Below are 25,581 nucleotides of genomic sequence, written 5' to 3'. Positions count from 1 at the left end.
TTTCTGGTGCGTACCGGGCTGAGAGGCGGTGTAAGTGAACTGTAGTTGCCATGTTTTACGGCAATGAGAGCAGAGATAGCGCTGATGTCCGGCAGTGCTTTTGCCGTTACGCACCACGCCTTCAGTAGCGGAGCAGGAAGGACATCTGATGGAAATGGAAGCCACGCAAGCACCTTAAAATCACCATCATACACTAAATCAGTAAGTTGGCAGCATTACCGAAAGTCCTCGCTGGCTGATGTCACGCGGCAAGCAAGAACAGGCGGAAAGTATCCTGCGCAAAATTATGGGCAACACGCTTGCAACTCAGGCAGTACAGGAAATTAAACACTCCCTGGATCATGGCCGCAAAACCGGTGGTCGTCTGCTGATGTTTGGCGTGGGCGTGATTGTCATCGGCGTTATGCTCTCCATCTTCCAGCAATTTGTCGGCATCAATGTGGTGCTGTACTACGCGCCGGAAGTGTTCAAAACGCTGGGGGCCAGCACGGATATCGCGCTGTTGCAGACCATTATTGTCGGAGTTATCAACCTCACCTTCACCGTTCTGGCAATTATGACGGTGGATAAATTTGGTCGTAAGCCACTGCAAATTATCGGCGCACTCGGAATGGCAATCGGTATGTTTAGCCTCGGTACCGCGTTTTACACTCAGGCACCGGGTATTGTGGCGCTACTGTCGATGCTGTTCTATGTTGCTGCCTTTGCCATGTCCTGGGGTCCGGTATGCTGGGTACTGCTGTCGGAAATCTTCCCGAATGCTATTCGTGGTAAGGCGCTGGCAATCGCGGTGGCGGCCCAGTGGCTGGCGAACTACTTCGTCTCCTGGACCTTCCCGATGATGGACAAAAACTCCTGGCTGGTGGCCCATTTCCACAACGGTTTCTCCTACTGGATTTACGGGTGTATGGGCGTTCTGGCAGCACTATTTATGTGGAAATTTGCCCCGGAAACCAAAGGTAAAACCCTTGAGGAGCTGGAAGCCCTCTGGGAACCGGAAACGAAGAAAACACAACAAACTGCTACGCTGTAATCTTCCTGTCCAGCACGCCGCGCCAGTTCGGCGTGCTGTCTTTTTACTCCCGCTTCAGCCGTTTCGAATTACACAGCCACAGAGTGATCACCAGTAACAGGATCGCAGCCGAGTAGATCAACACATCCAGTGGCGATTTATGATCGACGATGATCAAGCGCACAATGGCGGTGATCCCAATATAGACAAAGTAACGTAGCGGGAAGTGAAAACCGGACTGAAAGTACTTCACAATCAGCGCGATAAATTCGAAATAGAGAAAGTAAACCACCAGCTCATATTTGCTGGTTTGTTCTGGCGCGAACAGCACATCTGCCAGATGCACCGTTTCTTTGCCGAGGAAGACAACCAAAATCAGGCCGAGGCACAGCAGGCCAAGATTGAGTACGGTCTGCAAAATGGTGGAGATAAACTCCACGCGCGGACGAGAGAGTGACGTCATAGCAGTACCTCCTTCACAGTGGCGAGCTTCCTGTATAACGCAAAAATGTGACGGAGATCTATATTTTTTGTGTATGTTTTGTTCAACCTGGATTTGGAGCGCGCCTCCACCAAAGCCGGATATACCTACCCGTAGGCCGGATAAGCCGCGCCTGGCGGCGCATCCGGCAAGACAAACCGCACCCAAGCCGGTAATTCAAAAATCACCCATTCAGGTGATTCCCAGCCACCAGCAATGCGCGAAAAATCGACAATGTTCCTCTGGAACAAATGAAACGTAACCTGATAAAGGTGGTAAAAATGAAGCCTTATTTTGCTGCTTTGATGTTATCAGTCTCTGTTCTTCCTGCTTATGCTGGTCCGCTCGGTACTGCTGATAAAGCCGACCTACCGCAAAGCAATGTCTCCAGCCCAATGATGGCCCAGTCGCTCAGGCAACCAGACCTGCAACCGATATCGACGGACAGGAAGACAGAATGTTTTCGCCTTTACACACCAGATCGCAAACCGGGGGTGAACTGCGTTCCTGATGGCTCGACAGGCCATTAAGAATGAAGGTGCCAGTGAGTGCGAAAACTGGCACCTTTCCCATGACTTAGCGGAAATTGACGCTACGGTCGCTGGTCATGTCATACAACTGGAACTTACGCCCAAGTTGCTGACCACCGTCACGCGTCAGCGGCGTCCAGCCAATCGCCGCACGGCTGCGTGTCGGGCCAGACGAGAAGAGATCCAACGGTACCGAGACATACACGCCTTTGGTGAAGTCCCCTTCGCCGTACTCCTCTTTCAAAACGTTGGTGATCGTGGCATAGCCACCCACCACCACGCCGCTGTCAAAGCGTTTGGCGATCTCCAGCGTGCCGCCTTTATCCCCTGCCAGATACTGCCCGACGCTGGCTTTCACCAACACGTCCTGGGCGAAAGATGGCGTCCAGTAGGCGGTCAGATGTCCGGTTTTCACGCTGTAGTCGGTGAATTTCATCATATCTTTTGCACTACGCCAGTCGCGCTGTTTAACGTAGTTGGCATCCAGACCAAACGCCCAGTTACTGTCCAGCGGACGATACAACACTTCGGCCCCCGCACCGCCAAACATGGTTTCGAGATAACCTCCATAGACCTGACCGTAGAAGCCGTTGCCCAGATGCTGGAAGTAGTTGGCTTGCAGGTTATTCACATAGACATCGTTCTGCACATACTCGCGCACATGGGTACGAACGCGCGGTAAGTGCGAGTCCTGCGGCGGATTGGTGTAGTTAAACTTGTCGTAGTTGTTGGCAAGATTTGCAAACAGGCTGCCGGTGGTCAGCAGATGGTCCGTCAGCCACAAATCTGCCATTCCCATCACGCCCAGCTGATACATGTAAAAGTTTTCCGGGCCACCGACCGACTGGTTCAGCACCGGATCGATATGGAAATCAAAGCGTGATTTGTCGATATACCAGCCCTGCTCGGTGGACTGCGGAACCACTGGCTCGACGCGTTTTTGCGCCAGCTTCGTTTCGTGGCCCAACGGCTCTCCGGCGAGATGATTTTTCAGGCTGGCGACATCGGTTTCCGTCGTCACCTGCGGCATGTTAAGACGATTTTCCGTAATGCGGATCGTTTTGATCCCATCCGGCAGATCGTTCATCACGATCCGATTAGCACGGATGATCCCTTCGCGCGAATCACGATATTTCACCTGCTCGCCGGTGACATACAGCGTATCGCCTTTCGCCTGGATCTGCGGATCGGCAAGTCCGACATTGTATTTCAACAGCGTTAACTGATTCGCCACCACCGAATGCTGCAAAATGGCATCCTGCGGCTGCGGTTGATATTGCGGGCGGGCGTTATCGTTGTAAGACGGGCGCAGATCGTTAAAGTTGGTGCGCAGCGTGACGCCAAACATAAAGGTGTTGCCACGTTCATAGCTAAGGTTAACGTCGGCCCAATCGGTAACGCGATAAATCGCACCGACGTTAAACTTACTTTTTTGCTCCAGCTTCCCGGCAAAATCCTGCTGATAATTATTGCCTTCATACTCCAGTTTCAGGCGCAGCGGTTGCCAGGGCGTCTGGTATTCCACGCCGCCAAACAGTGAGGCAGGACCGTGGAACATCTGGCTACCGTCGATAGATCCCGCCTGTTTGTAGCTGTTATCGCGATAGCAATATTTATCACTGGCTGAACAGAGCGGATTTTTCACATTACCGCTGGTGCCCAGATAACCCCAGCCCAGGCCGAGCGTAAAATCGAACGGCCCCCAGGCTTTGCTGGCAACAAGATATTCCGCATCAAACAGCCCCGTACCGCCGATATCCCTCGCACCAACCGCCACTTGCGGCAGCCAGTAACTCTCTTCCCACAAACGCAGTTTGAGATCGAAGGCTTTATCTTTATACGTTTGATCGCCAGAGAACGCTTCGACGCTGCTGTACTGCCGGGTGCGCACGTCGGTGTAGCGCAGCGTTGTTTCCAGCCACGGGAAGAGTTGCACTGAAGCTGAGTAATAACGGTACTGATCGTTATCGCGATAGTTCAGGCTCAACTCCCCTTCCCGCGCCATGCGTGCGGTGGGCGTTTGTAATAATCCTACGCCACCGAAATCCGACTGCGACGGGCCAATGGGCGCAGGATATGTTTCGCCGTAGCAAGCCATGCTAATGCCCAGCGCCAGTAAGCTAAGCAGATGTCTTTTTTTCATTATTGGGGTATCCGCTACGTCAGAGTCTGAAGAATGTCGGCGTTAAGGGCATCAGGCGTCTCACTCCAGACGGAGTCCGCGAGGCCAACATAAATAATGCTGCCGGGCATCGGCTCTACGTGACGCTTGTTCCAGTAAGCCACCGGCGCTTTTTGCGTGCGTCCGTCCGGGTAAACCACCCACGCGTAGCTGCGATCCGCACCGCTAAGCAGGTTCTGCCCGGAGAGATAGCTCGCCACGTCGCGACCTGGAGTGAATGGCTGCTTGCCAGGACGGCTGATAAGCCCGAACAACGTGACCGTGGACGGCGGTGGTCCGACCCACAGCGTGTAGTTGCCCTGCAACGGTGGGTTACCGCGTTCGGCAACGCGCACGATATCGGGATCAAGATTGATTTTTTGCCTGCCCGTCACTTTCAACGCCTGAATTTGCTGGCGTAAGGCGTTAATGGCGGCGGCATCGTCGGCGCTGGAGTCTGCGGCCTGTTCAGCCAGCCGTGTCAGCAACGCCTGCTGCTGACGCAATGCTGCCGCCGTTGCCAGCTCTTCGCTAATCACCGCACCGGGCCACCAGTTGTTTGCCAGCCGCGGTTAGCCTACCAGATCGATTAAATGCTCTGCGCCTGTTAGTGTTTTGGCCTCACTGCTGCCATTGCTGAACACCTTGACGGTTCCTGCCGCGAAGACCGATGACGCTCCCACACTCAAAAGCAACGCGACAAAAGTTTGTTTAATCATTGTTTTGCCGCCTTGATGAGAGTGGTTTTCACCGGGAAATAATCCGCGCCGAGATACTGTTCCGACTGGCGAATTTGCCCTTCGCTGTCGATCCAGTAGCGGTTATGCCAGCGCGCCTGGTCGGTGGAGACTTCTTCGTCCAGCACGCGAACCAGGGTTTCATCGCTGCCGACTTTGACGGTATCGGTGCCATCCCATTTGAAGACTGAGCGTGCGGTGGCGTAGCGTACCTGCTGGTACTCGGTCCAGCCCATCGTGCGCGTCCATGTTGCACCATCAACAATTTGTGCGGGTTTAATCAGCGGGTCGGCGGCAAGGTTATTCACTTCAATCAGGTTGTCGCCGCCAAGCAAAATCTTCACCAGACGACCATGTTGTGTGACAAGAGTGGCTTGATCCTGAGTGACCCATTTTTGTTGTCCGTCTTCAGCGAAGGCCAGCACCACAAACAATTGCGGCCCGCCATTAAGCTGCATGTACTGGCTGGCGTAGGGCATATTTTGAATATCATCGTCCGTCAGCTGTACGCCTGGCGTGCCGAACAGACTGTCCCACAGTGAATTGCCCAGCTCTTTAGTCGTGGCTGAACAGGCCTGTAATAGCAGGCAGATAAGAATGAGTGCAGGTCGCTTCACGACTCTTCTCCAGAGGGGCAGAATAACCACACCGGAGTGTGGTTATGGTAAATCCCTTCATACTTCAAGCCACAGATGCAATGACTCAAATTATTTTGGGGATACATACTTTATTACTGGGTACTGGTGGTCGTGGTTGTGGTGGTCCCGGTATTAGAACCATCACCGCCACCGGTTGCCGCGAGCGCGACACCCACCGCCGAGCTTACGGTGCTGACGCTGGTCGCGGAGGAACTACCCGCCGAAACCGACGTTGCTGCCGACCCTGCCGCTTCGCCCACCTGTACAGGTGCAGCCCACGCAGAAGTCGCCGCAAGCGCAGATATGGCAAAAATGCCATACAGAACTTTTTTCATAACAATTTCCCTTCATTGAATGAATGGAGATTTACCCAAAAACATTTCGGGCGGGATCGAGTATACACAACTAAAGCATGCGAATTACGGCGCGGGGAATTAGCGATGGCGTTTTAGGATAATTGGAATGAATATCAAATATAAGCTTCAACTTATATTTAAATAACAATAAAAATCATAAACTTAAAATAAAAACAAAAGTAATTAATCTGCGTATTCTCCGAAATAAACAACGATTAAAAATCTATTTTAGGATTAACCTCACGGTATGATTTCCGTTAAATCACAGACAAGGGGATTTATCTGATAAAACAATGCCGACTTATTGTCGGCATTGTTTTTAAGGTTATTTAACTCCTCATACTATGCATTAATGTCGATATTGGCATCAGGCTCCGGTTGCCGGATGCGGCGTAAACGCCTTATCCGGCCTACATATCGGCATCAGGCACGCATGATGATTAACCGCGCCACGCTTTATAGCGGTTAATCAGACCATTGGTCGAGCTATCGTGGCTGCTGATTTCTTTGTCATCTTTCAGCTCTGGCAGAATACGGTTCGCCAGTTGTTTACCCAACTCCACGCCCCACTGGTCGAAGGTAAAGATGTTCAGGATCACGCCCTGAGTAAAGATTTTGTGCTCATACAGCGCAATCAACGCCCCCAGGCTGAACGGAGTGATTTCGCGCAGCAGGATGGAGTTGGTCGGGCGGTTACCTTCGAACACTTTGAACGGCACCACGTAGTCAAGCGTTGCCGGATCTTTACCCTGATCGCGATATTCCTGCTCAACCACTTCGCGGGATTTACCAAACGCCAGCGCTTCGGTCTGGGCGAAGAAGTTAGACAGCAGTTTCTGGTGGTGATCAGAGAGCGGGTTATGGGTGATAGCCGGGGCGATGAAATCGCACGGTACCATTTTGGTTCCCTGGTGGATCAGCTGGTAGAACGCGTGCTGACCGTTAGTGCCTGGTTCACCCCAGATAATCGGGCCAGTCTGGTAATCCACAACGTTACCGTTACGGTCAACATACTTACCGTTGGACTCCATATTGCCCTGCTGGAAGTACGCCGCGAAACGGTGCATATACTGGTCATACGGCAGAATCGCTTCAGTTTCCGCACCAAAGAAATTGTTGTACCAGATGCCAATCAGCGCCAACAGGACAGGCAGGTTTTTCTCGGCAGGCGTGGTGGAGAAATGCTTGTCCATCGCGTGTGCGCCAGAAAGCAGTTCAACGAAGTTATCAAAGCCGATGGAGAGAACAATCGACAGGCCAATCGCTGACCACAAAGAGTAACGGCCGCCGACCCAGTCCCAGAACTCGAACATGTTGGCAGTATCAATACCAAACTCGCCAACGGCTTTGGCATTGGTGGAAAGCGCCGCAAAGTGTTTTGCAACGTGTTTTTCATCACCTGCCGCTTTCAGGAACCAGTCACGCGCGCTATGGGCGTTGGTCATAGTTTCCTGAGTGGTGAAGGTTTTAGATGCTACCAAGAACAGCGTGGTTTCCGGGTTTACTTTTTTCAGCACTTCAGCGATGTGAGTCCCATCGACGTTAGAAACAAAGTGCATGTTCAGGTGATTTTTGTACGGACGCAGTGCTTCGGTCACCATGTACGGGCCGAGGTCAGAACCACCGATCCCGATGTTCACTACGTCAGTGATTGCTTTGCCGGTATAACCCTTCCACTCACCGGAGATAATCGCTTCCGAGAAGGTTTTCATCTTCTCCAGCACCGCGTTGACTTCCGGCATTACGTCTTTGCCATCAACCAGAATCGGGGTATTGCTACGGTTACGCAGCGCTACGTGCAGCACGGCGCGGTTTTCAGTGCGGTTGATCTTCTCGCCAGAGAACATCGACTTAATCGCGCCCGCCAGATCGCACTCTTTCGCCAGATCCTGTAATTTCGCCAGCGTCTCTTCAGTGATGCGGTTTTTGGAGTAATCCACCAGCATCTGATCGTCGAATGTTGCGGAGAACTTAGAAAAACGATCGCCGTCTTTAGCAAAAAGATCGGCGATCGTAACGTCTTTCATTTCATCGAAGTGTTTCTGTAGTGCCTGCCAGGCAGCGGTCTGCGTTGGATTGATGTTTTTCATTAGCAATACTCTTCTGATTTTGAGAATTGTGACTTTGGAAGATTGTAGCGCCAGTCACAGAAAAATGTGATGGTTTTAGTGCCGTTAGCGTAATGTTGAGTGTAAACCCTTAGCGCAGTGAAGCATTTATTAGCTGAACTACTGACCGCCAGGAGTGGATGAAAAATCCGCATGACCCCGTCGTTGACAACCGCCCCGCTCACCCTTTATTTATAAATGTACTACCTGCGCTAGCGCAGGCCAGAAGAGGCGCGTTGCCCAAGTAACGGTGTTGGAGGAGCCAGTCCTGTGATAACACCTGAGGGGGTGCATCGCCGAGGTGATTGAACGGCTGGCCACGTTCATCATCGGCTACAGGGGCTGAATCCCCTGGGTTGTCACCAGAAGCGTTCGCAGTCGGGCGTTTCGCAAGTGGTGGAGCACTTCTGGGTGAAAATAGTAGCGAAGTATCGCTCTGCGCCCACCCGTCTTCCGCTCTTCCCTTGTGCCAAGGCTGAAAATGGATCCCCTGACACGAGGTAGTTATGTCTGAAATTGTTGTCTCCAAATTTGGCGGTACCAGCGTAGCTGATTTTGACGCCATGAACCGCAGCGCTGATATTGTGCTTTCTGATGCCAACGTGCGTTTAGTAGTCCTCTCGGCTTCTGCTGGTATCACTAATCTGCTGGTCGCTTTAGCGGAAGGGCTGGAACCTGGCGAGCGATTCGAAAAACTCGACGCTATTCGCAACATCCAGTTTGCCATTCTGGAACGTCTGCGTTACCCGAACGTTATCCGTGAAGAGATTGAACGTCTGCTGGAGAACATTACTGTTCTGGCAGAAGCGGCGGCGCTGGCAACGTCTCCGGCGCTGACAGATGAGCTGGTCAGCCACGGCGAGCTGATGTCGACCCTGCTGTTTGTCGAAATCCTGCGCGAACGCGATGTTCAGGCACAGTGGTTTGATGTACGTAAAGTGATGCGTACCAACGACCGATTTGGTCGTGCAGAGCCAGATGTAGCCGCGCTGGCGGAACTGGCCGCGCTGCAGCTGCTCCCACGCCTCAATGACGGCTTAGTGATCACCCAGGGATTTATCGGTAGCGAAAATAAAGGTCGTACAACGACGCTTGGCCGTGGAGGCAGCGATTATACGGCAGCCTTGCTGGCGGAGGCTTTACACGCATCTCGTGTTGATATCTGGACCGACGTCCCGGGCATCTACACCACCGATCCACGCGTAGTTTCCGCAGCAAAACGCATTGATGAAATCGCGTTTGCCGAAGCGGCAGAGATGGCAACTTTTGGTGCAAAAGTACTGCATCCGGCAACGTTGCTACCCGCAGTACGCAGCGATATCCCGGTCTTTGTCGGCTCCAGCAAAGACCCACGCGCAGGTGGTACGCTGGTGTGCAATAAAACTGAAAATCCTCCGCTGTTCCGCGCGCTGGCGCTTCGTCGCAATCAGACTCTGCTCACTTTGCACAGCCTGAATATGCTGCATTCTCGCGGCTTCCTCGCGGAAGTTTTCGGCATCCTCGCGCGGCATAATATTTCGGTAGACTTAATCACCACGTCAGAAGTGAGCGTGGCATTAACCCTTGATACCACCGGTTCAACCTCCACTGGCGATACGTTGCTGACGCAATCTCTGCTGATGGAGCTTTCCGCACTGTGCCGGGTGGAAGTAGAAGAAGGTCTGGCGCTGGTCGCGTTGATTGGCAATGACCTGTCAAAAGCCTGCGGCGTTGGCAAAGAGGTATTCGGCGTACTGGAACCGTTCAACATTCGCATGATTTGTTACGGCGCATCCAGCCATAACCTGTGCTTCCTGGTGCCCGGCGAAGATGCCGAGCAGGTGGTGCAAAAACTGCATAGTAATTTGTTTGAGTAAATACTGTATGGCCTGGAAGCTATATTTCGGGCCGTATTGATTTTCTTGTCACTATGCTTATCAATAAACGAGCCTGTACTCTGTTAACCAACGTCTTTATCGAGAATAATTGCCTTTAATTTTTTTATCTGCATCTCTAATTAATTATCGAAAGAGATAAATAGTTAAGAGAAGGCAAAATGAATATTATCAGTTCTGCTCGCAAACGAATTCCCGTACACTGAACTCTCTGGCTCACTGAGGGCACCATCATGGCACTCCCCCGTATTACCCAAAAAGAGATGACTGAACGCGAGCAGCGTGAACTTAAAACACTGCTGGATCGGGCGCGGATTGCGCATGGTCGCGTACTGACCAACTCCGAAACCAACAGCATTAAGAAAGAGTACATCGATAAATTAATGGTCGAGCGTGAGGCTGAAGCGAAAAAAGCCCGCCAATTGAAGAAAAAGCAGGCTTATAAACCGGATCCTGAAGCGTCATTTAGCTGGTCAGCAAATACGTCGACGCGCGGCAGGCGCTAATGAACAATCAACGCCTGAGATTTTCACTCGTCTGTGTGGACACAATCTTCCCCTCACCCTAACCCTCTCCCCGAAGGGGGCGAGGGGACTGTCCGAGCTCTTTTTGGACGTTTTCATCAGTCTGAGGCGTTAATCAGCGTCCCTTCTTTTTACGCCCCGGCGAGGTAAAACGCTTACCGTTGGACGCCGGGCGACCGCCTTTTTCCGCCGTTTTTTCCATCTTAACGACTGGACGTTTGATGCCCGCTGTTTTCGGTTTGGCCTTCGCTTTAGGTTTTGCCTCGGAAGAGGAATTTTCGATGAGCTTAAAGAGGTCGATTAACTCATCGTCGGTTAAATCGCGCCACTCCCCCAGCGGAATGCCGCTTAAGCTGACGTTCATAATGCGCGTACGTTCCAGCTTTTTCACTTCATAGCCGAAATGCTCGCACATGCGCCGGATCTGACGGTTCAGCCCCTGCACCAGGGTAATGCGGAAGACAAACGGCGCTTCTTTTTTGACTTTGCACTTTTTCGTCACCGTCCCGAGGATCGGCACCCCCGCCCCCATACCACGAATAAATTCATCGGTAATCGGTTTATCGACCGTCACCAGATACTCTTTCTCATGATCGTTACCCGCACGGAGGATCTTATTCACCAGATCGCCGTGATTGGTGAGGAAAATCAGCCCCTGGGAGTCTTTATCCAGGCGGCCAATCGGGAACACGCGTTTGCTGTGGTTAACGAAATCGACAATGTTATCGCGCTCGCCATCTTCGGTGGTGCTGACAATACCGACGGGCTTGTTCAGGGCGATAAGTACCAAATCTTCGGCTTCCCGAGGCTCAATCAACTGACCGTTTACTTTCACAATGTCGCCGGGTTTCACCTGATCGCCAATGGTGGCTCGCTTGCCATTAAGGAACACATTGCCTTGCTCGATATAGCGATCCGCTTCGCGGCGTGAGCAAATTCCGCTTTCGCTGATGTATTTATTTAAACGGACTGATGAGTCGGGCAGCATAAATTCTCCTGTAAAACGCGGAATATACCGTACCTCTTAGCGGGGAAAAACAGGGTTATGCGGCAACGTCGAAATTAAATGTGATCTGCCACGCCTTTTATCACAAAAGTGTCTCCGGAAGTACGATGCAAATTTGCCTGGCAAAATAAGGATAATCAACATATTACGAATCGCTGCACACCTGTGCTGATGACTACTACGCAGAGAAACAAATGTGCAAGAGAAAGCGCTATATCTCCCCATGCAAAGAGTGAAAAATCGCTTTGAAAGGCCCTCATGATGGGGTTATATCAGATCAAGCGGTGAGAAAGCGTATTTGCACAAATGTGCAGAACCAGGAGGCGGCAATGGAAAACAGTGACGATATCCGTTTGATTGTGAAGATTGCCCAACTCTATTACGAACAGGATATGACGCAGGCGCAAATCGCGCGCGAACTGGGTATTTACCGCACCACCATCAGCCGCTTGCTTAAACGAGGCCGCGATCAGGGAATTGTCACCATCGCCATCAACTATGACTACAACGAAAATCTCTGGCTGGAGCAGCAACTGAAGCAAAAGTTTGGCCTGAAAGACGTTGTGGTGGTGTCGGGAAATGATGAGGATGAAGAGACTCAACTGGCGATGATGGGGTTACACGGCGCGCAACTGCTGGATCGCTTGCTGGAGCCTGGCGATATTGTCGGTTTTTCCTGGGGTCGCGCGGTGAGCGCACTGGTTGAAAACTTGCCGCAGGCGGGGCAATCGCGGCAGTTAATCTGCGTACCAATTATTGGCGGACCGTCCGGTAAACTCGAAAGCCGCTATCATGTAAACACATTAACCTACAGCGCGGCAGCGAAGCTGAAAGGGGAATCGCATCTCGCGGATTTTCCGGCTCTGCTGGATAACCCATTAATTCGTAATGGGATCATGCAGTCTCAGCACTTTAAAACCATCTCTGCCTACTGGGATAATCTGGATGTCGCCCTGGTGGGAATTGGCTCACCGGCCATTCGCGACGGCGCTAACTGGCATGCGTTTTATGGTGGTGAAGAGAGTGACGACCTGAATGCCCGCCAGGTTGCTGGCGATATTTGCTCGCGCTTTTTTGATATTCACGGCGCAATGGTTGAAACGAATATGAGCGAAAAAACACTCTCTATCGAAATGAATAAATTAAAGCAGGCACGATATTCCATTGGCATTGCCATGAGTGAAGAAAAATACAGCGGAATTGTTGGTGCACTGCGTGGAAAATATATTAATTGTCTGGTAACGAATAGCAGCACAGCTGAACTATTACTGAAATAAAAATCTTCCCGATGTTTAGCGTAATAAAAATTACGGCGGGGCCCTATTATCTAAAATCAGGAGTCTGTTATGCAAACGTGGTTAAATTTGCAGGATAAAATCATTATTGTCACCGGCGGCGCATCCGGTATTGGTCTGGCGATTGTAGAGGAATTATTAGCACAAGGCGCAAACGTACAGATGGTAGATATTCACGGTGGCGATGGTCAATATGAAGGTCATAAAGGCTATCAGTTTTGGCCGACCGATATTTCCAGCGCCAAAGAGGTAAATCATACGGTAGCGGAAATTATCCAGCGTTTTGGTCGCATCGACGGTCTGGTCAATAACGCCGGGGTCAATTTCCCGCGTCTGCTGGTCGATGAGAAAGCGCCTGCCGGGCAGTATGAACTCAACGAAGCTGCATTCGAAAAAATGGTCAATATCAACCAGAAAGGCGTTTTTCTGATGTCGCAGGCGGTGGCGCGACAGATGGTCAAACAACATGATGGCGTGATTGTGAATGTTTCCTCAGAAAGTGGACTGGAAGGCTCAGAAGGCCAAAGCTGTTACGCCGCTACCAAAGCCGCGCTTAATAGCTTCACGCGATCCTGGTCGAAAGAATTGGGTAAACACGGTATCCGTGTGGTCGGTATCGCGCCGGGGATTCTGGAAAAAACAGGACTGCGCACGCCGGAATATGAAGAAGCGCTGGTGTGGACGCGCAATATCACCGTCGAGCAGCTGCGTGAAGGCTATACCAAAAACGCCATTCCTATTGGGCGCGCCGGAAGATTAGCAGAAGTCGCTGATTTTGTTTGTTATCTGCTGTCTGAACGCGCCAGCTATATCACCGGAGTAACCACTAACATTGCGGGCGGCAAAACGCGCGGCTAAGGAGGCTTTATGGTCAATGCCATTTTTTGCGCCCACGGCAAATTAGCTTGCGCCATGCTGGAATCGGTTCAGATGGTGTACGGCGACGCCAGGGTCGAGGCAGTTGAATTTGTGCCCGGCGAGAACGCCGGAGACATCGTAGCAAAGCTGGAAAAGTTAGTAAGCATTCACAATCAAGATGAGTGGCTGATTGCCGTGGATTTACAGTGCGGCAGCCCGTGGAATGCGGCAGCGATGCTTGCGATGCGCAATCCTCGTCTGCGGGTAATCAGCGGCCTTTCTCTGCCGCTGGCGCTCGAACTGGTTGATAACCAGGACAGCATGAATGTTGATGAACTGTGTGAACACCTGACGCAAATCGCAAAGCAAACCTGCGTTGTCTGGAAACAACTGGCAACGGCAGAGGAGGATTTCTGATGAACATTACGCTCGCCCGCATTGATGACCGCCTGATCCACGGTCAGGTCACTACCGTCTGGTCGAAAGTGGCTAACGCCCAGCGCATTATTATCTGCAATGACGAAGTTTATAACGATGAAGTTCGCCGGACATTATTGCGTCAGGCTGCGCCACCGGGAATGAAGGTTAACGTGGTCAATATTGAAAAAGCCGTCGCTGTTTATCACAACCCGCAATATCAGGACGAAACCGTTTTTTATCTTTTCACTCGCCCACAGGATGCCTTAGCGATGGTTCGCCAAGGGGTAAAAATAGACACCCTAAATATTGGCGGCATGGCCTGGCGGCCCGGTAAAAAACAGTTAACCAAAGCGGTTTCATTAGATGATGATGATATTAACGCATTTCATGAGTTAAATAATCTTGGCGTCATACTGGATTTACGCGTCGTAGCGTCAGATCCCTCAATCAATATTATCGACAAAATAAACGAACAGTTAATCGCAAATTAAATAATAGCGCTTGTGTACATATGCTTTAACAGGCAGGGATGACGACACTTAAAAGGTGAAAAATCATGGAAATAAGTACCCTACAAATCATTGCTATATTTCTTTTTTCCTGTATTGCCGGAATGGGCAGCGTGCTGGATGAATTTCAGACTCATCGCCCGTTAATTGCCTGTACGGTGATTGGTTTAATTCTCGGTGATTTAAAAACCGGAATAATACTCGGTGGTACGCTGGAATTGATAGCTCTCGGCTGGATGAACGTCGGCGCGGCGCAATCTCCGGATTCTGCACTCGCCAGCATAATCTCCGCCATTCTGGTTATCGTTGGTCAGCAAAGCATCGCCACCGGAATCGCCATCGCGTTGCCTGTGGCTGCGGCAGGCCAGGTGCTGACTGTGTTTGCCCGTACCATCACCGTAGTGTTCCAGCACGCGGCGGATAAAGCAGCGGAAGAAGCACGGTTTCGCACTCTCGATATTCTGCATGTCTCCGCGTTTGGCGTGCAGGCGCTGCGCGTTGCTATTCCGGCACTGATTGTCTCACTGTTCGTCAGCGCCGATATGGTGAGCAATATGCTGAGCGCGATACCGGAATTCGTGACGCGCGGTCTGCAAATTGCTGGCGGTTTTATCGTGGTGGTCGGTTACGCCATGGTGCTACGTATGATGGGCGTGAAATATTTGATGCCTTTCTTTTTCCTCGGTTTCCTCGCAGGTGGCTACCTCGATCTCAGTCTGCTGGCGTTCGGTGGCGTCGGCGTGATCATGGCCCTGGTCTACATCCAGCTAAATCCACAGTGGCGTAAAGCTGAACCTCAACTCCAGGCCACCGCCTCCACCGCCCTTGACCAACTTGACGATTAACGGAGCCATCATGGAACAGAGAAAAATTACACGCAGCGATCTGGTGAGCATGTTTCTGCGCTCCAACCTGCAACAGGCGTCCTTTAACTTTGAACGTATTCACGGGCTGGGTTTTTGCTACGACATGATCCCCGCCATCAAACGACTTTACCCATTAAAAGAGGATCAGGTTGCGGCGCTCAGGCGACACCTGGTGTTCTTCAATACCACGCCAGCCGTATGTGGCCCGGTCATCGGCGTCACTGCCGCCATGGAAGAGGCGCGGGCCAACGGCGCGGAAATTGATGACGGTACCATTAACGGCATCAAAGTCGGTCTGATGGGACCATTGGCAGGAGTTGGCGATCCACTGGTCTGGGGAACGCTGCGCCCGATTACCACCGCGCTCGGCGCATCTCTGGCACTTTCGGGCAACATTCTCGGCCCGCTGCTGTTCTTCTTTATTTTCAATGCGGTGCGTCTGGCGATGAAGTGGTATGGCCTACAGCTCGGCTTTCGCAAAGGGGTGAATATCGTCAGCGATATGGGCGGGAATGTGCTGCAAAAACTCACCGAAGGCGCGTCGATTCTCGGACTGTTTGTGATGGGCGTGCTGGTCACCAAATGGACGTCAATCAACGTACCGTTGGTGGTTTCACAAACGCATGCCGCCGATGGCTCCACCGTCACCATGACCGTGCAGAACATTCTCGACCAACTTTGCCCTGGTTTGCTGGCGCTCGGTCTGACGCTGCTTATGGTTCGTCTGCTCAACAAAAAAATTAACCCGGTATGGCTGATTTTCGCCCTGTTTGGCTTAGGGATTATCGGTAATGCGCTGGGCTTCCTGTCCAGATTCTTCGCCCCGGCATGACTGCCGGGGCCATCGCTCAACATGAGGTGGTTTATGAAAACAACAGCTCTGCGTCTTTATGGTAAACGTGATTTACGCCTGGAAACCTTTGACCTTCCTGAAATGCAGGAGGATGAAATCCTCGCGACGGTGGTCACTGACAGCCTGTGCCTCTCTTCCTGGAAAGAGGCCAATCTGGGTGAAAACCATAAAAAAGTACCCGACGATGTGGCGACCAACCCCATCATCATCGGCCACGAGTTTTGCGGCGATATTCTGGCCGTGGGTAAAAAGTGGCAGCACAAATTCCAGCCGGGTCAGCGTTATGTGATTCAGGCCAACCTGCAACTCCCCGACCGCCCGGACTGCCCCGGCTACTCCTTCCCGTGGGTGGGCGGCGAAGCCACGCATGTAGTTATTCCCAACGAGGTCATGGAACAAGATTGCCTGCTGGCATACGACGGCGAAACCTATTTTGAAGGCTCACTGGTTGAACCGCTTTCCTGCGTGATTGGCGCGTTCAACGCCAACTATCATCTTCAGGAAGGTAGTTATAACCACACGATGGGGATTCGCCCGCAAGGGCGCATGCTGATCCTCGGCGGCACCGGACCAATGGGACTGTTGGCGATTGATTATGCGCTACATGGACCCGTTAACCCGTCGCAGCTCGTCATTACCGATACCGACAACGATAAATTGAGTTATGCGCGCAAGCACTATCCATCAGAACCGCAAACACTGATTCATTATCTCAATGCCGCCGATGCAGCATTTGATACGCTAATGGCGCTGAGTGGCGGTCACGGCTTCGATGATATTTTCGTCTTTGTGCCTAATGAAGGACTGGTGACTCTCGCCTCTTCCTTGCTGGCGACAGATGGTTGCCTGAATTTCTTCGCCGGACCGCAGGATAAACATTTCAGCGCGCCAATTAATTTCTACGATGTGCATTATGCATTTACCCACTACGTGGGCACGTCAGGCGGCAATACCGACGACATGCGCGCGGCGGTCAAACTGATTGAAGAGAAAAAAGTGCAGGCCGCAAAAGTGGTAACACATATTCTTGGGCTGAATGCCGCGGGCGAAACCACGCTTGAATTGCCTGCCGTCGGCGGCGGCAAAAAGCTGGTGTATACCGGGAAATACCTGCCGCTGACGTCACTCACGCAGATTCAGGATCAAGCACTGGCGGCGATTCTGGCGCGTCATCAGGGGATCTGGTCCGGTGAGGCGGAGCAATATCTGCTCACTCATGCAGAGGCAATTTCCCATGATTAATCGCGCTACTTAACTCTGCATGTCGCTGGCTGGTCGCCGCGGCAACTTCGCGACCTGATGTGCGGCTGATTGCTGAAGCGGCCCAATGTGCACGAGAAGGATAAAAAAACATCAGCGCCTTAAGGGGCGCTCAAATTGGTGGCAAAGTACACATTGTTTATGCCGGATGCGGAATAAAGCCTTATTCGGCCTACATAATCTCGAAAATTCAATATATTGCAGTTATCTGGTAGGCCTGGTAAGCGTAGCGCATCAGGCAATGCTGTGTTTGTCATCAGTCTCAGCTCCCGGTGCAATACGTGACATCGTGAGCCATGTCAGTAAGTGGTTAAATTCGCAGTGGTAGCATGCCTTCCGTGATTTCTTACTAACCGGAGAAGTAATGGAACTGCTTTTATTGAGTAACTCGACGCTGCCGGGTAAAGCCTGGCTGGAACATGCACTGCCGCTAATTGCTGAACAGTTGCAGGGTCGCCGCTCAGCGGTGTTTATCCCTTTCGCTGGCGTAACGCAGACCTGGGATGATTACACAGCGAAAACGGCTGCGGTTCTCGCTCCGCTGGGTGTTTCTGTCACCGGTATTCATAGCGTTGTCGATCCCGTTGCCGCGATTGAAAATGCTGAGATCGTGATTGTCGGCGGCGGGAATACTTTCCAGTTGCTGAAACAGTGCCGCGAGCGCGGGCTGCTGGCACCAATTACTGACGTGGTTAAACGTGGTGCGCTGTATATTGGCTGGAGCGCAGGCGCTAACCTTGCTTGCCCAACCATTCGTACCACCAACGATATGCCGATTGTCGATCCGCAAGGTTTCGATGCGCTAAATCTGTTCCCGTTGCAAATCAACCCGCACTTCACCAACGCGCTGCCGGAAGGCCATAAAGGTGAAACCCGTGAGCAGCGTATTCGCGAACTGCTGGTCGTCGCGCCAGAACTGACGATTATTGGTCTACCGGAAGGTAACTGGATCACAGTGAGTAAAGGTCACGCTACGCTGGGTGGCCCGAACACCACCTATGTGTTTAAGGCCGGTGAAGAAGCGGTTCCGCTGGAAGCTGGTCACCGTTTTTAAGTGAATTGCCGGATGCATGATCCGGCATCTTGTTCATAGTGCCTGATGCGACGCTTGACGCGTCTTATCAGGCCTACAGGATTCACAATATTAATACTCGTCCCGTCCTTCATCTTCATCCGACTGTTCCAGCACACTGTAAGCCACCGAACAAAACAGCGAGTTCAGGCGCTGCATATCTCCCAGTAAGCCTAAATGTAGCGAACTGGTTTCAATGCTCTGCACGTTTTGCTGATGCAGGCGATCGACGTGGGCGTGGGAATAGCGGCGATTAAGAATGCGAAAGCGATGCTTACTACGGCGCAAACGACGAGCGCTGGTGACATCGCCAGAGAAGAACACCGACATTGCCAGCTTTAAATTACTGAGCAATTGCTCATAGAGCGCATCCAGTTCCTTCAACCCATCAAGCGAAAATGCCCGCCGTGCTGCCAGTGATTTGTCAGCAATTTCGCTGCCCATGCGCTCGACGATATCGGAGGCCTGTTCAAGGTTGAGCGACATTTCAATAATCTCCGCCCAGCGGCGCGACTCTTCCTCCGCCAGCTCTTCTTTTGGCATCCGCGCCAGATACAGCTTAATGGCGGTGTAGAGAACGTTGATATCATCTGCCAGCTTACGCAGCTCTTTCTCCTGCCGTGGCTCACCGTGCATCACTTTATTCAACCCTTCCATCATCTGTTCCATGGCGTCGCCAATGCGCAGGGTTTCGCGCGCGGCGTTCGCCAGAGCAAGCGTGGGCGTATCCAGCGCGCTGACATCCAGATGTTTAGGCCGTAGCTGGGTATCCAGTTCCGGTTCATCGCGAATAATCGTTTTGCAAAACCGTGCCATCGGGTCAACAAATGGCAGCATGACCAGGCAACGTACAAGGTTGTAGAAGACGTGGAAATAGATCACCAGTTCCGCTTTTGGCAATGACAGCTTCCCCATTGTCTCTGCCAGCAAATGGACAAACGGCAGGATAATCAGGCTACCCACCAGCTTAAACAGCAGACTACCCAGCGCGACACGGCGGGCTGCGGCATTGGCGGCACTGTTGTTGAGCATCGCCAGCAGGCCGGAACCGAGGTTAGCACCAATCACCAGACAGAGCGCCACGGGGAAGGAGATAATGCCTGCGGCGGTCAGAGCCGCGGTCAGCAGTACAGCAGCAAGGCTGGAGTAGCTGATAATGGCGAACATCGCGCCAATCAGCGCATCCAGCAGAATATCGCCGGTCAGCGAGGCAAAGATCACCTGAACGCCGTTTGCCTGGGTGATCGGCGTTACGGCCTGCACAATCAACTCCAGCGCCAGCAAAATCAGCCCAAGACCAATACCGACGCGGCCCAGTTGCCCGGCGCGTGACTGTTTGCGTCCGAGGAAAAAAATCACGCCGATAAAAATAAGTAACGGTGACAGCCAGGATAAGTCGAAGGTGAGAATACGCGCCATTAGCGCCGTCCCGACATCTGCCCCCAGCACAATGACCAGAGCCGGTGCGAGGGCTACCAGATCCTGAGCGACGAACGAGGTCACCAGCATGGTGGTGGCATTACTGCTCTGTACCAGTGCGGTAACGCCGATCCCCGCGCAAAAGGCGAGCGGCTTTTTTTCGACGCTCCGGCTAAGGACAGTACGCAAACGCGCGCCGAAGACGCGCATTACGCCGGTTCGAACAATATGAGTCCCCCAGACCAGCAGGGCGACGGCAGAAAGCAGGTGAAGCAGCGTTAACACGAGTTCAGGTTCTCCTTATCGTTATATGTTCCTGAAGCAATTGAATGACCAAAGGACCGGAAACACGCTGACTGGCATCTTTACTGTGCCTTTTGACATTCGTTTTTCCGGCTAAGATTATTCCAGCCTGATTCCAGTATAAGTGTTTCATATTAATAAAGAGACAGGGCACTCATTGAGCGCCCTGTTTGTTGTAAGGAAAAGTGACAGATTTGTGAATCAGTCCGCGTCATACCCCAGATTCGGTGCCAGCCAGCGCTCAACATCTGAGACGCTCATACCTTTACGGCGGGCATAGTCTTCAACCTGATCGCGCTGAATTTGCGCCACGGCGTAGTACTTGCTGTCCGGGTGGCTGAAATACCAACCCGAAACCGATGCACCGGGCCACATGGCGAAAGATTCTGTGAGTTTCATGCCGGTATGTTTTTCCACTTCCAGCAGCTCCCAGATGGTGGCTTTTTCCGTATGTTCCGGGCAGGCCGGGTAGCCCGGTGCCGGACGGATGCCCTGGTAGTTTTCGCGGATCAGTTCTTCGTTGCTGAGGTTCTCGTTCGGCGCATAGCCCCAGTAGACTTTACGCACACGCTCATGGAGATACTCCGCAAAGGCTTCGGCTAAACGGTCGGCAAGCGCTTTCACCATGATTTTGTTGTAATCATCGTGCTGCGCTTCAAAGGCATCAGCCAGTGCGTCCTCTTCCAGCCCGCCAGTCACGGCAAATGCGCCGATGTAATCTGCTTTACCAGAAAGCTTCGGCGCAACAAAGTCAGCGAGACAGTAGTTAGCGAATCCCGTTTTTTCGGTCTGTTGACGCAGATGGTGGCTGACATTGATCACATGGGTGCGCGTTTCGTCACGGTAGATTTCAATGTCATCGCCCACACGGTTTGCCGGGAACAGGCCCACCACGCCACGCGGATTCAGCGTTTTCTCGGCGCTTAATTTATCCAGCATGTCGTTGGCGTCTTTAAACAGCCGCTGCGCCTCAACGCCCACCACTTCATCTTCCAGAATGCGCGGATACTTCCCGGCCAGCGACCAGGTCATAAAGAACGGTGTCCAGTCGATGCAATTACGCAGAGTTTCGATGCTGGCTTCAACTTCCTGCACGCCGAGACGGTGCGCCACCGGCGGCGTGTAAGCCTGCCAGTCAAAAGCGAAGTCGTTATCGCGCGCCGCTTCCAGCGTGACCGGTGGTGTGCGCGGTTTCTTGCGCCCGTGCTGAATACGTACGGTTTCGTACTCCTTGCGGGTACGAGCGACAAAATCATCGCGCTGAGTATCGGAAAGCAGCGCCGCCACCACACCAACGGTGCGCGAGGCATTCTGCACATACACCGTCGGGCCGCTGTAGTTCTGCTCAATTTTCACCGCCGTGTGCGCTTTTGAGGTGGTCGCGCCACCGATCAGTAACGGAATGGTGAAGCCCTGACGCTCCATCTCTTTCGCCACGTTAACCATCTCGTCCAGCGACGGCGTGATAAGCCCCGAAAGGCCAATCAAATCAGCATTCACTTCTTTAGCAGTACGGAGAATTTTTTCCGCAGGCACCATCACGCCGAGATCGACAATTTCGTAGTTGTTACATTGCAGCACCACGCCAACGATATTTTTACCGATATCGTGGACGTCGCCCTTCACGGTGGCGATCACCATCTTGCCGTTGGTTTTGCCCTGCTCTTTGCTGGCTTCAATAAACGGTTCGAGATACGCCACCGCCTGTTTCATGACGCGCGCCGATTTGACCACCTGTGGCAGGAACATTTTGCCTTCGCCAAACAGATCGCCGACCACGTTCATGCCGTCCATCAACGGGCCTTCAATCACTTCAATCGGGCGCGTAGCCTGCTGGCGGGCTTCTTCGGTATCCTGCTCGATAAACTCGGTAATGCCTTTGACCAGCGAGTATTCCAGACGTTTATTCACTTCCCACGAGCGCCACTCCGCCTGCTGGGCGTTATCGGTGTCGTCGGTTTTGCTGCCGCGATATTTCTCGGCAAGCTCCAGTAAACGCTCAGTGCCATCGTCACGACGATTAAGAATCACATCTTCCACCGCGTCGCGCAGTTCAGCGGGTAGGTCGTCGTAAATCGCCAGTTGCCCCGCGTTGACGATCCCCATATCCATGCCATTGCGAATAGCGTAGTAGAGGAACACTGCGTGAATGGCTTCGCGCACCGGATCGTTGCCACGGAATGAGAAAGAAACGTTAGATACGCCGCCGGAAATCAGCGCGTGCGGCAGTTCGCGTTTGATGTCTTCACACGCGCCGATAAAGTCCTGCGCGTAGTTGTTGTGCTCTTCAATACCGGTGGCGACCGCGAAGATGTTCGGGTCGAAGATGATATCTTCTGGCGGGAAGCCAACCTCTTCGGTGAGGATTTTGTACGCCCGACGGCAAATCTCGATTTTCCGTGCGCGAGTATCGGCCTGTCCCTGTTCATCAAAGGCCATCACCACCACTGCCGCACCGTAGCGACGCAACAATTTCGCGTGATGGATAAAGGCGTCGACGCCCTCTTTCATCGAGATTGAGTTAACAATGCCTTTGCCCTGAATACACTTCAGCCCTTTTTCGATAACGTCCCATTTTGAGGAGTCGATCATAATCGGCACGCGAGCGATATCCGGTTCACCGGCAATCAGATTGAGAAAACGCACCATCGCCGCTTCGGCATCGAGCATCCCTTCATCCATGTTGATATCGATAATCTGCGCGCCGTTTTCCACCTGCTGACGCGCCACATCCTGCGCCTCGCTGTATTTCTCTTCTTTGATCAGGCGCTTGAACTTAGCAGAGCCGGTGACGTTGGTGCGTTCACCCACGTTCACAAACAGGCTATCGTCGCCAATGTTCAGCGGCTCCAGGCCAGACAAACGGCAGGCTACGGGAATTTCCGGCAGTTTGCGCGGCGCTAATCCTTCTACTGCACGACTCATCGCTGCAATATGTTGCGGCGTGGTCCCGCAGCAACCACCGACGATATTGAGAAAGCCCGCTTGCGCCCATTCACGTATCTGTTTTGCCATCGTGTCGGCGTCGAGATCGTATTCACCAAAGGCGTTAGGCAGCCCGGCGTTCGGGTGGGCGGTGACGTAGCATTCCGCAATCCGTGATAGTTCCTGCACGTACTGGCGCAGTTCATCGGGCCCCAGCGCACAGTTCAGGCCAAAGGTTAGCGCTTCGGCGTGGCGCAATGAGTTGTAAAATGCTTCGGTGGTCTGCCCGGAGAGCGTGCGCCCGGAGGCGTCGGTGATGGTGCCGGAGATCATAATCGGCAGCTCAACGCCCAGCGCTTCAAACTCCGTTTTCACCGCAAAAACCGCCGCTTTGGCGTTAAGGGTGTCGAAAACGGTTTCAATCAGGATCAGATCCGCACCACCTTCCACCAGCGCTTTGGTGGATTCGCAATAGGCCGCCACCAGCTGGTCAAAAGTGATGTTGCGGAATGCCGGATCGTTGACGTCCGGAGAAATAGACGCCGTGCGGTTGGTTGGGCCGAGAACACCGGCAACGTAGCGCGGTTTCTCCGGCGTGCGCGCGGTCCACTCGTCAGCACAGGCGCGCGCCAGTTTCGCCGCCGCAAAGTTGATTTCCGCCGACAGGGATTCCATCTGGTAATCCGCCATCGCAATGGTCGTGGAGTTGAAGGTGTTGGTTTCGATGATATCCGCGCCCGCTTCAAAGTAGGCGTTGTGGATAGCGGCGATCACTTCCGGTTTGCTGAGCACCAGCAGGTCGTTGTTGCCTTTGAGATCGCATGGCCAGTCGGCAAAGCGTTCACCACGAAAATCGGCTTCGTTCAGTCGATAACTCTGGATCATGGTGCCCATACCGCCGTCCAGCACCAGAATACGTTCATTTAACTGCGCACGCAGTTGTTCCACTTTGCTGCTCACACTTGCTCCCGACACGCTCAACCCAGATTTAATAAAAATTCAACAAACCATACTGGCATAAACGCATCTGTGGTAAAAGCGACCACCACGCAACATGAGATTTGTTCAACATTAACTCATCGGATCAGTTCAGCAACTATTGCATTAGCTAACAATAAAAATGAAAATGATTCCCACGATGCAGAAAAAGGAGACTGTCATGGTCGCACCCATTCCCGCGAAACGCGGCAGAAAACCCGCCGTTGCCACCGCACCAGCGACTGGACAGGTTCAGTCTTTAACGCGTGGCCTGAAATTACTGGAGTGGATTGCCGAATCCAATGGCAGTGTGGCACTCACGGAACTGGCGCAACAAGCCGGGTTACCCAATTCCACGACCCACCGCCTGCTAACCACAATGCAACAGCAGGGTTTCGTGCGTCAGGTTGGCGAACTGGGACACTGGGCAATCGGCGCACATGCCTTTATGGTCGGCAGCAGCTTTCTCCAGAGTCGTAATTTGTTAGCAATTGTTCACCCTATCCTGCGCAATCTAATGGAAGAGTCTGGCGAAACGGTCAATATGGAGGTGCTTGATCAAAGCGATCACGAAGCGATTATTATCGACCAGGTACAGTGTACGCATCTGATGCGAATGTCCGCGCCTATCGGCGGTAAATTGCCGATGCACGCTTCCGGTGCAGGTAAAGCCTTTTTAGCCCAACTGAGCGAAGAACAGGTGACGAAGCTGCTGCACCGCAAAGGGTTACATGCCTATACCCACGCAACGCTGGTGTCTCCTGTGCATTTAAAAGAAGATCTCGCCCAAACGCGCAAACGGGGTTATTCATTTGACGATGAGGAACATGCGCTGGGGCTACGTTGCCTTGCAGCGTGTATTTTCGATGAGCACCGTGAACCGTTTGCCGCAATTTCTATTTCCGGACCGATTTCACGTATTACCGATGACCGCGTGACCGAGTTTGGCGCAATGGTGATTAAAGCGGCGAAGGAAGTGACACTGGCGTACGGTGGAATGCGCTGACTTTTTCTGGCGGGCAGAGGCAATATTCTGCCCATCATACCTGAGGTAATGACTCCAACTTACTGATAGTGTTTTATGTTCAGATAATGCCCGATGACCTTGTCATGCAGCTCCACCGATTTTGAGAACGACAGTGACTTCCGTCCCAGCCTTGCCAGATGTTGTCTCAGATTCAGATTATGTCGCTCAATGCGCTGAGTGTAACGCTTGCTGATAACGTGCAGCTTTCCCTTCAGGCGTGATTCATACAGCGGCCAGCCATCCGTCATCCATACCACGACCTCAAAGGCCGACAGCAGGCTCAGAAGACGCTCCAGTGTGGCCAGAGTGCGTTCACCGAAGACGTGCGCCACAACCGTCCTCCGTATCCTGTCATACGCGTAAAACAGC

The 25,581-nt window shown here is 52.5% G+C and carries 22 protein-coding genes, 3 pseudogenes and 1 riboswitch; of the genes and pseudogenes, 13 read left to right on the top strand and 12 right to left on the bottom strand.

Features of this window, described 5'->3' with window-relative positions:
• A partial coding sequence (locus tag BHE85_RS18865) for an IS1 family transposase (RefSeq protein WP_047664789.1) occupies nt 1-165 on the bottom strand: 165 nt, incomplete at its 3' end.
• A gap of 46 nt (nt 166-211) precedes the next feature.
• Between BHE85_RS18865 and BHE85_RS18860 the strand changes: the two are divergent.
• A pseudogene (locus BHE85_RS18860) lies at nt 212-1,033 on the top strand (sugar porter family MFS transporter); the annotation flags it as partial.
• A 43-nt stretch (nt 1,034-1,076) separates the two neighbouring features.
• Here the strand turns inward: BHE85_RS18860 and psiE are convergent.
• A complete protein-coding gene (gene psiE / locus BHE85_RS18855) occupies nt 1,077-1,475 on the bottom strand; it encodes a phosphate-starvation-inducible protein PsiE (protein WP_000202906.1) in 399 nt (132 codons plus the stop codon).
• Between the two features lie 125 nt (nt 1,476-1,600).
• Entirely contained in the window at nt 1,601-1,744 is a 144-nt protein-coding gene (locus BHE85_RS26610) for a hypothetical protein (RefSeq protein ID WP_000487770.1), read from the bottom strand.
• On the opposite strand from BHE85_RS26610, the gene BHE85_RS18850 reads away from it, so the two are divergent.
• A complete protein-coding gene (locus tag BHE85_RS18850) occupies nt 1,745-2,023 on the top strand; it encodes a periplasmic protein (RefSeq protein WP_001295279.1) in 279 nt (92 codons plus the stop codon).
• A gap of 46 nt (nt 2,024-2,069) precedes the next feature.
• Here the strand turns inward: BHE85_RS18850 and BHE85_RS18845 are convergent, their stop codons facing one another.
• The 5 genes and pseudogenes from BHE85_RS18845 to pgi form a co-directional block, all read right to left on the bottom strand.
• On the bottom strand, nt 2,070-4,166 hold the full coding sequence (locus BHE85_RS18845; RefSeq protein ID WP_000745713.1) for a YjbH domain-containing protein: 2,097 nt from the start codon (nt 4,164-4,166) through the stop codon (nt 2,070-2,072).
• Nucleotides 4,167-4,180: 14 nt separating this feature from the next.
• Nucleotides 4,181-4,903, bottom strand: a pseudogene (locus BHE85_RS18840) (capsule biosynthesis GfcC family protein).
• Nucleotides 4,900-5,538, bottom strand: coding sequence for a YjbF family lipoprotein (locus BHE85_RS18835; protein WP_004988125.1), 639 nt, complete (start codon nt 5,536-5,538; stop codon nt 4,900-4,902). Before BHE85_RS18835 ends, BHE85_RS18840 begins: the two are co-directional and overlap by 4 nt.
• A 113-nt stretch (nt 5,539-5,651) precedes the next feature.
• Entirely contained in the window at nt 5,652-5,894 is a 243-nt protein-coding gene (yjbE, locus tag BHE85_RS18830; RefSeq protein WP_000757333.1) for an exopolysaccharide production protein YjbE, read from the bottom strand.
• Nucleotides 5,895-6,355: 461 nt separating this feature from the next.
• On the bottom strand, nt 6,356-8,005 hold the full coding sequence (gene pgi, locus BHE85_RS18825) for a glucose-6-phosphate isomerase (protein WP_000789986.1): 1,650 nt from the start codon (nt 8,003-8,005) through the stop codon (nt 6,356-6,358).
• Between the two features lie 236 nt (nt 8,006-8,241).
• Nucleotides 8,242-8,438: riboswitch (Lysine riboswitch) on the top strand.
• Nucleotides 8,439-8,529: 91 nt separating this feature from the next.
• Here pgi and lysC point away from each other — a divergent pair.
• The gene (gene lysC / locus BHE85_RS18815) at nt 8,530-9,879 is read left to right on the top strand and encodes a lysine-sensitive aspartokinase 3 (RefSeq protein ID WP_001290317.1); all 1,350 of its coding nucleotides are present in this window, start codon (nt 8,530-8,532) and stop codon (nt 9,877-9,879) included.
• Nucleotides 9,880-10,130: 251 nt separating this feature from the next.
• Nucleotides 10,131-10,403 (top strand): YjbD family protein, encoded by a 273-nt coding sequence (locus tag BHE85_RS18810; protein WP_001207638.1) that lies wholly within the window; start codon nt 10,131-10,133, stop codon nt 10,401-10,403.
• 133 nt (nt 10,404-10,536) lie between these two features.
• Here BHE85_RS18810 and rluF read toward each other — a convergent pair whose 3' ends face one another.
• Nucleotides 10,537-11,409: a 23S rRNA pseudouridine(2604) synthase RluF gene (rluF, locus tag BHE85_RS18805; RefSeq protein WP_000936346.1), complete on the bottom strand. Its 873-nt coding sequence runs from the start codon at nt 11,407-11,409 to the stop codon at nt 10,537-10,539.
• Between the two features lie 347 nt (nt 11,410-11,756).
• Here rluF and BHE85_RS18800 point away from each other — a divergent pair, with 347 nt between their 5' ends.
• The 8 genes from BHE85_RS18800 to pepE all read left to right on the top strand — a co-directional run bounded on the left by BHE85_RS18800 (nt 11,757) and on the right by pepE (nt 18,542).
• On the top strand, nt 11,757-12,704 hold the full coding sequence (locus tag BHE85_RS18800; RefSeq protein WP_000431660.1) for a sugar-binding transcriptional regulator: 948 nt from the start codon (nt 11,757-11,759) through the stop codon (nt 12,702-12,704).
• Nucleotides 12,705-12,773: 69 nt separating this feature from the next.
• The gene (locus BHE85_RS18795; RefSeq protein WP_001195427.1) at nt 12,774-13,580 is read left to right on the top strand and encodes an SDR family oxidoreductase; all 807 of its coding nucleotides are present in this window, start codon (nt 12,774-12,776) and stop codon (nt 13,578-13,580) included.
• Nucleotides 13,581-13,589: 9 nt separating this feature from the next.
• Nucleotides 13,590-13,997 (top strand): mannose/fructose/sorbose PTS transporter subunit IIA, encoded by a 408-nt coding sequence (locus BHE85_RS18790; protein WP_000245631.1) that lies wholly within the window; start codon nt 13,590-13,592, stop codon nt 13,995-13,997.
• Complete coding sequence (locus BHE85_RS18785; RefSeq protein WP_001027849.1) at nt 13,997-14,491, top strand: PTS system mannose/fructose/N-acetylgalactosamine-transporter subunit IIB; 495 nt, start codon at nt 13,997-13,999, stop codon at nt 14,489-14,491. Before BHE85_RS18790 ends, BHE85_RS18785 begins: the two co-directional genes overlap by 1 nt.
• Nucleotides 14,492-14,556: 65 nt before the next feature.
• Nucleotides 14,557-15,354, top strand: a complete 798-nt coding sequence (locus BHE85_RS18780; RefSeq protein ID WP_000406309.1) for a PTS mannose/fructose/sorbose transporter subunit IIC — start codon at nt 14,557-14,559, stop codon at nt 15,352-15,354.
• 10 nt (nt 15,355-15,364) lie between these two features.
• Nucleotides 15,365-16,207: a PTS system mannose/fructose/sorbose family transporter subunit IID gene (locus BHE85_RS18775; RefSeq protein WP_000437910.1), complete on the top strand. Its 843-nt coding sequence runs from the start codon at nt 15,365-15,367 to the stop codon at nt 16,205-16,207.
• Nucleotides 16,208-16,240: 33 nt separating this feature from the next.
• On the top strand, nt 16,241-17,470 hold the full coding sequence (sorE, locus tag BHE85_RS18770) for an L-sorbose 1-phosphate reductase (RefSeq protein ID WP_000858549.1): 1,230 nt from the start codon (nt 16,241-16,243) through the stop codon (nt 17,468-17,470).
• A 382-nt stretch (nt 17,471-17,852) separates the two neighbouring features.
• A complete protein-coding gene (gene pepE / locus BHE85_RS18765) occupies nt 17,853-18,542 on the top strand; it encodes a dipeptidase PepE (RefSeq protein ID WP_000421763.1) in 690 nt (229 codons plus the stop codon).
• 90 nt (nt 18,543-18,632) lie between these two features.
• Here pepE and BHE85_RS18760 read toward each other — a convergent pair whose 3' ends face one another.
• Together BHE85_RS18760 and metH are read right to left on the bottom strand one after the other, a co-directional pair.
• Entirely contained in the window at nt 18,633-20,264 is a 1,632-nt protein-coding gene (locus BHE85_RS18760; RefSeq protein WP_000956819.1) for a Na/Pi cotransporter family protein, read from the bottom strand.
• A 219-nt stretch (nt 20,265-20,483) separates the two neighbouring features.
• Nucleotides 20,484-24,167: a methionine synthase gene (metH, locus tag BHE85_RS18755; RefSeq protein WP_000096023.1), complete on the bottom strand. Its 3,684-nt coding sequence runs from the start codon at nt 24,165-24,167 to the stop codon at nt 20,484-20,486.
• A gap of 199 nt (nt 24,168-24,366) precedes the next feature.
• Here metH and iclR point away from each other — a divergent pair, with 199 nt between their 5' ends.
• Complete coding sequence (iclR, locus tag BHE85_RS18750; protein WP_000226413.1) at nt 24,367-25,191, top strand: glyoxylate bypass operon transcriptional repressor IclR; 825 nt, start codon at nt 24,367-24,369, stop codon at nt 25,189-25,191.
• A gap of 59 nt (nt 25,192-25,250) precedes the next feature.
• Here iclR and BHE85_RS18745 read toward each other — a convergent pair.
• Nucleotides 25,251-25,581, bottom strand: a pseudogene (locus tag BHE85_RS18745) (IS1-like element IS1X2 family transposase); the annotation flags it as partial.

It is taken from the genome of Shigella sp. FC1567, from assembly GCF_001743015.1.
GTDB classification, from domain to species: Bacteria; Pseudomonadota; Gammaproteobacteria; order Enterobacterales; family Enterobacteriaceae; genus Escherichia; species Escherichia coli.
The sequence above is the reverse complement of the archived record's forward strand: the minus strand, read 5'-3'. Positions and strand labels throughout refer to the sequence as shown.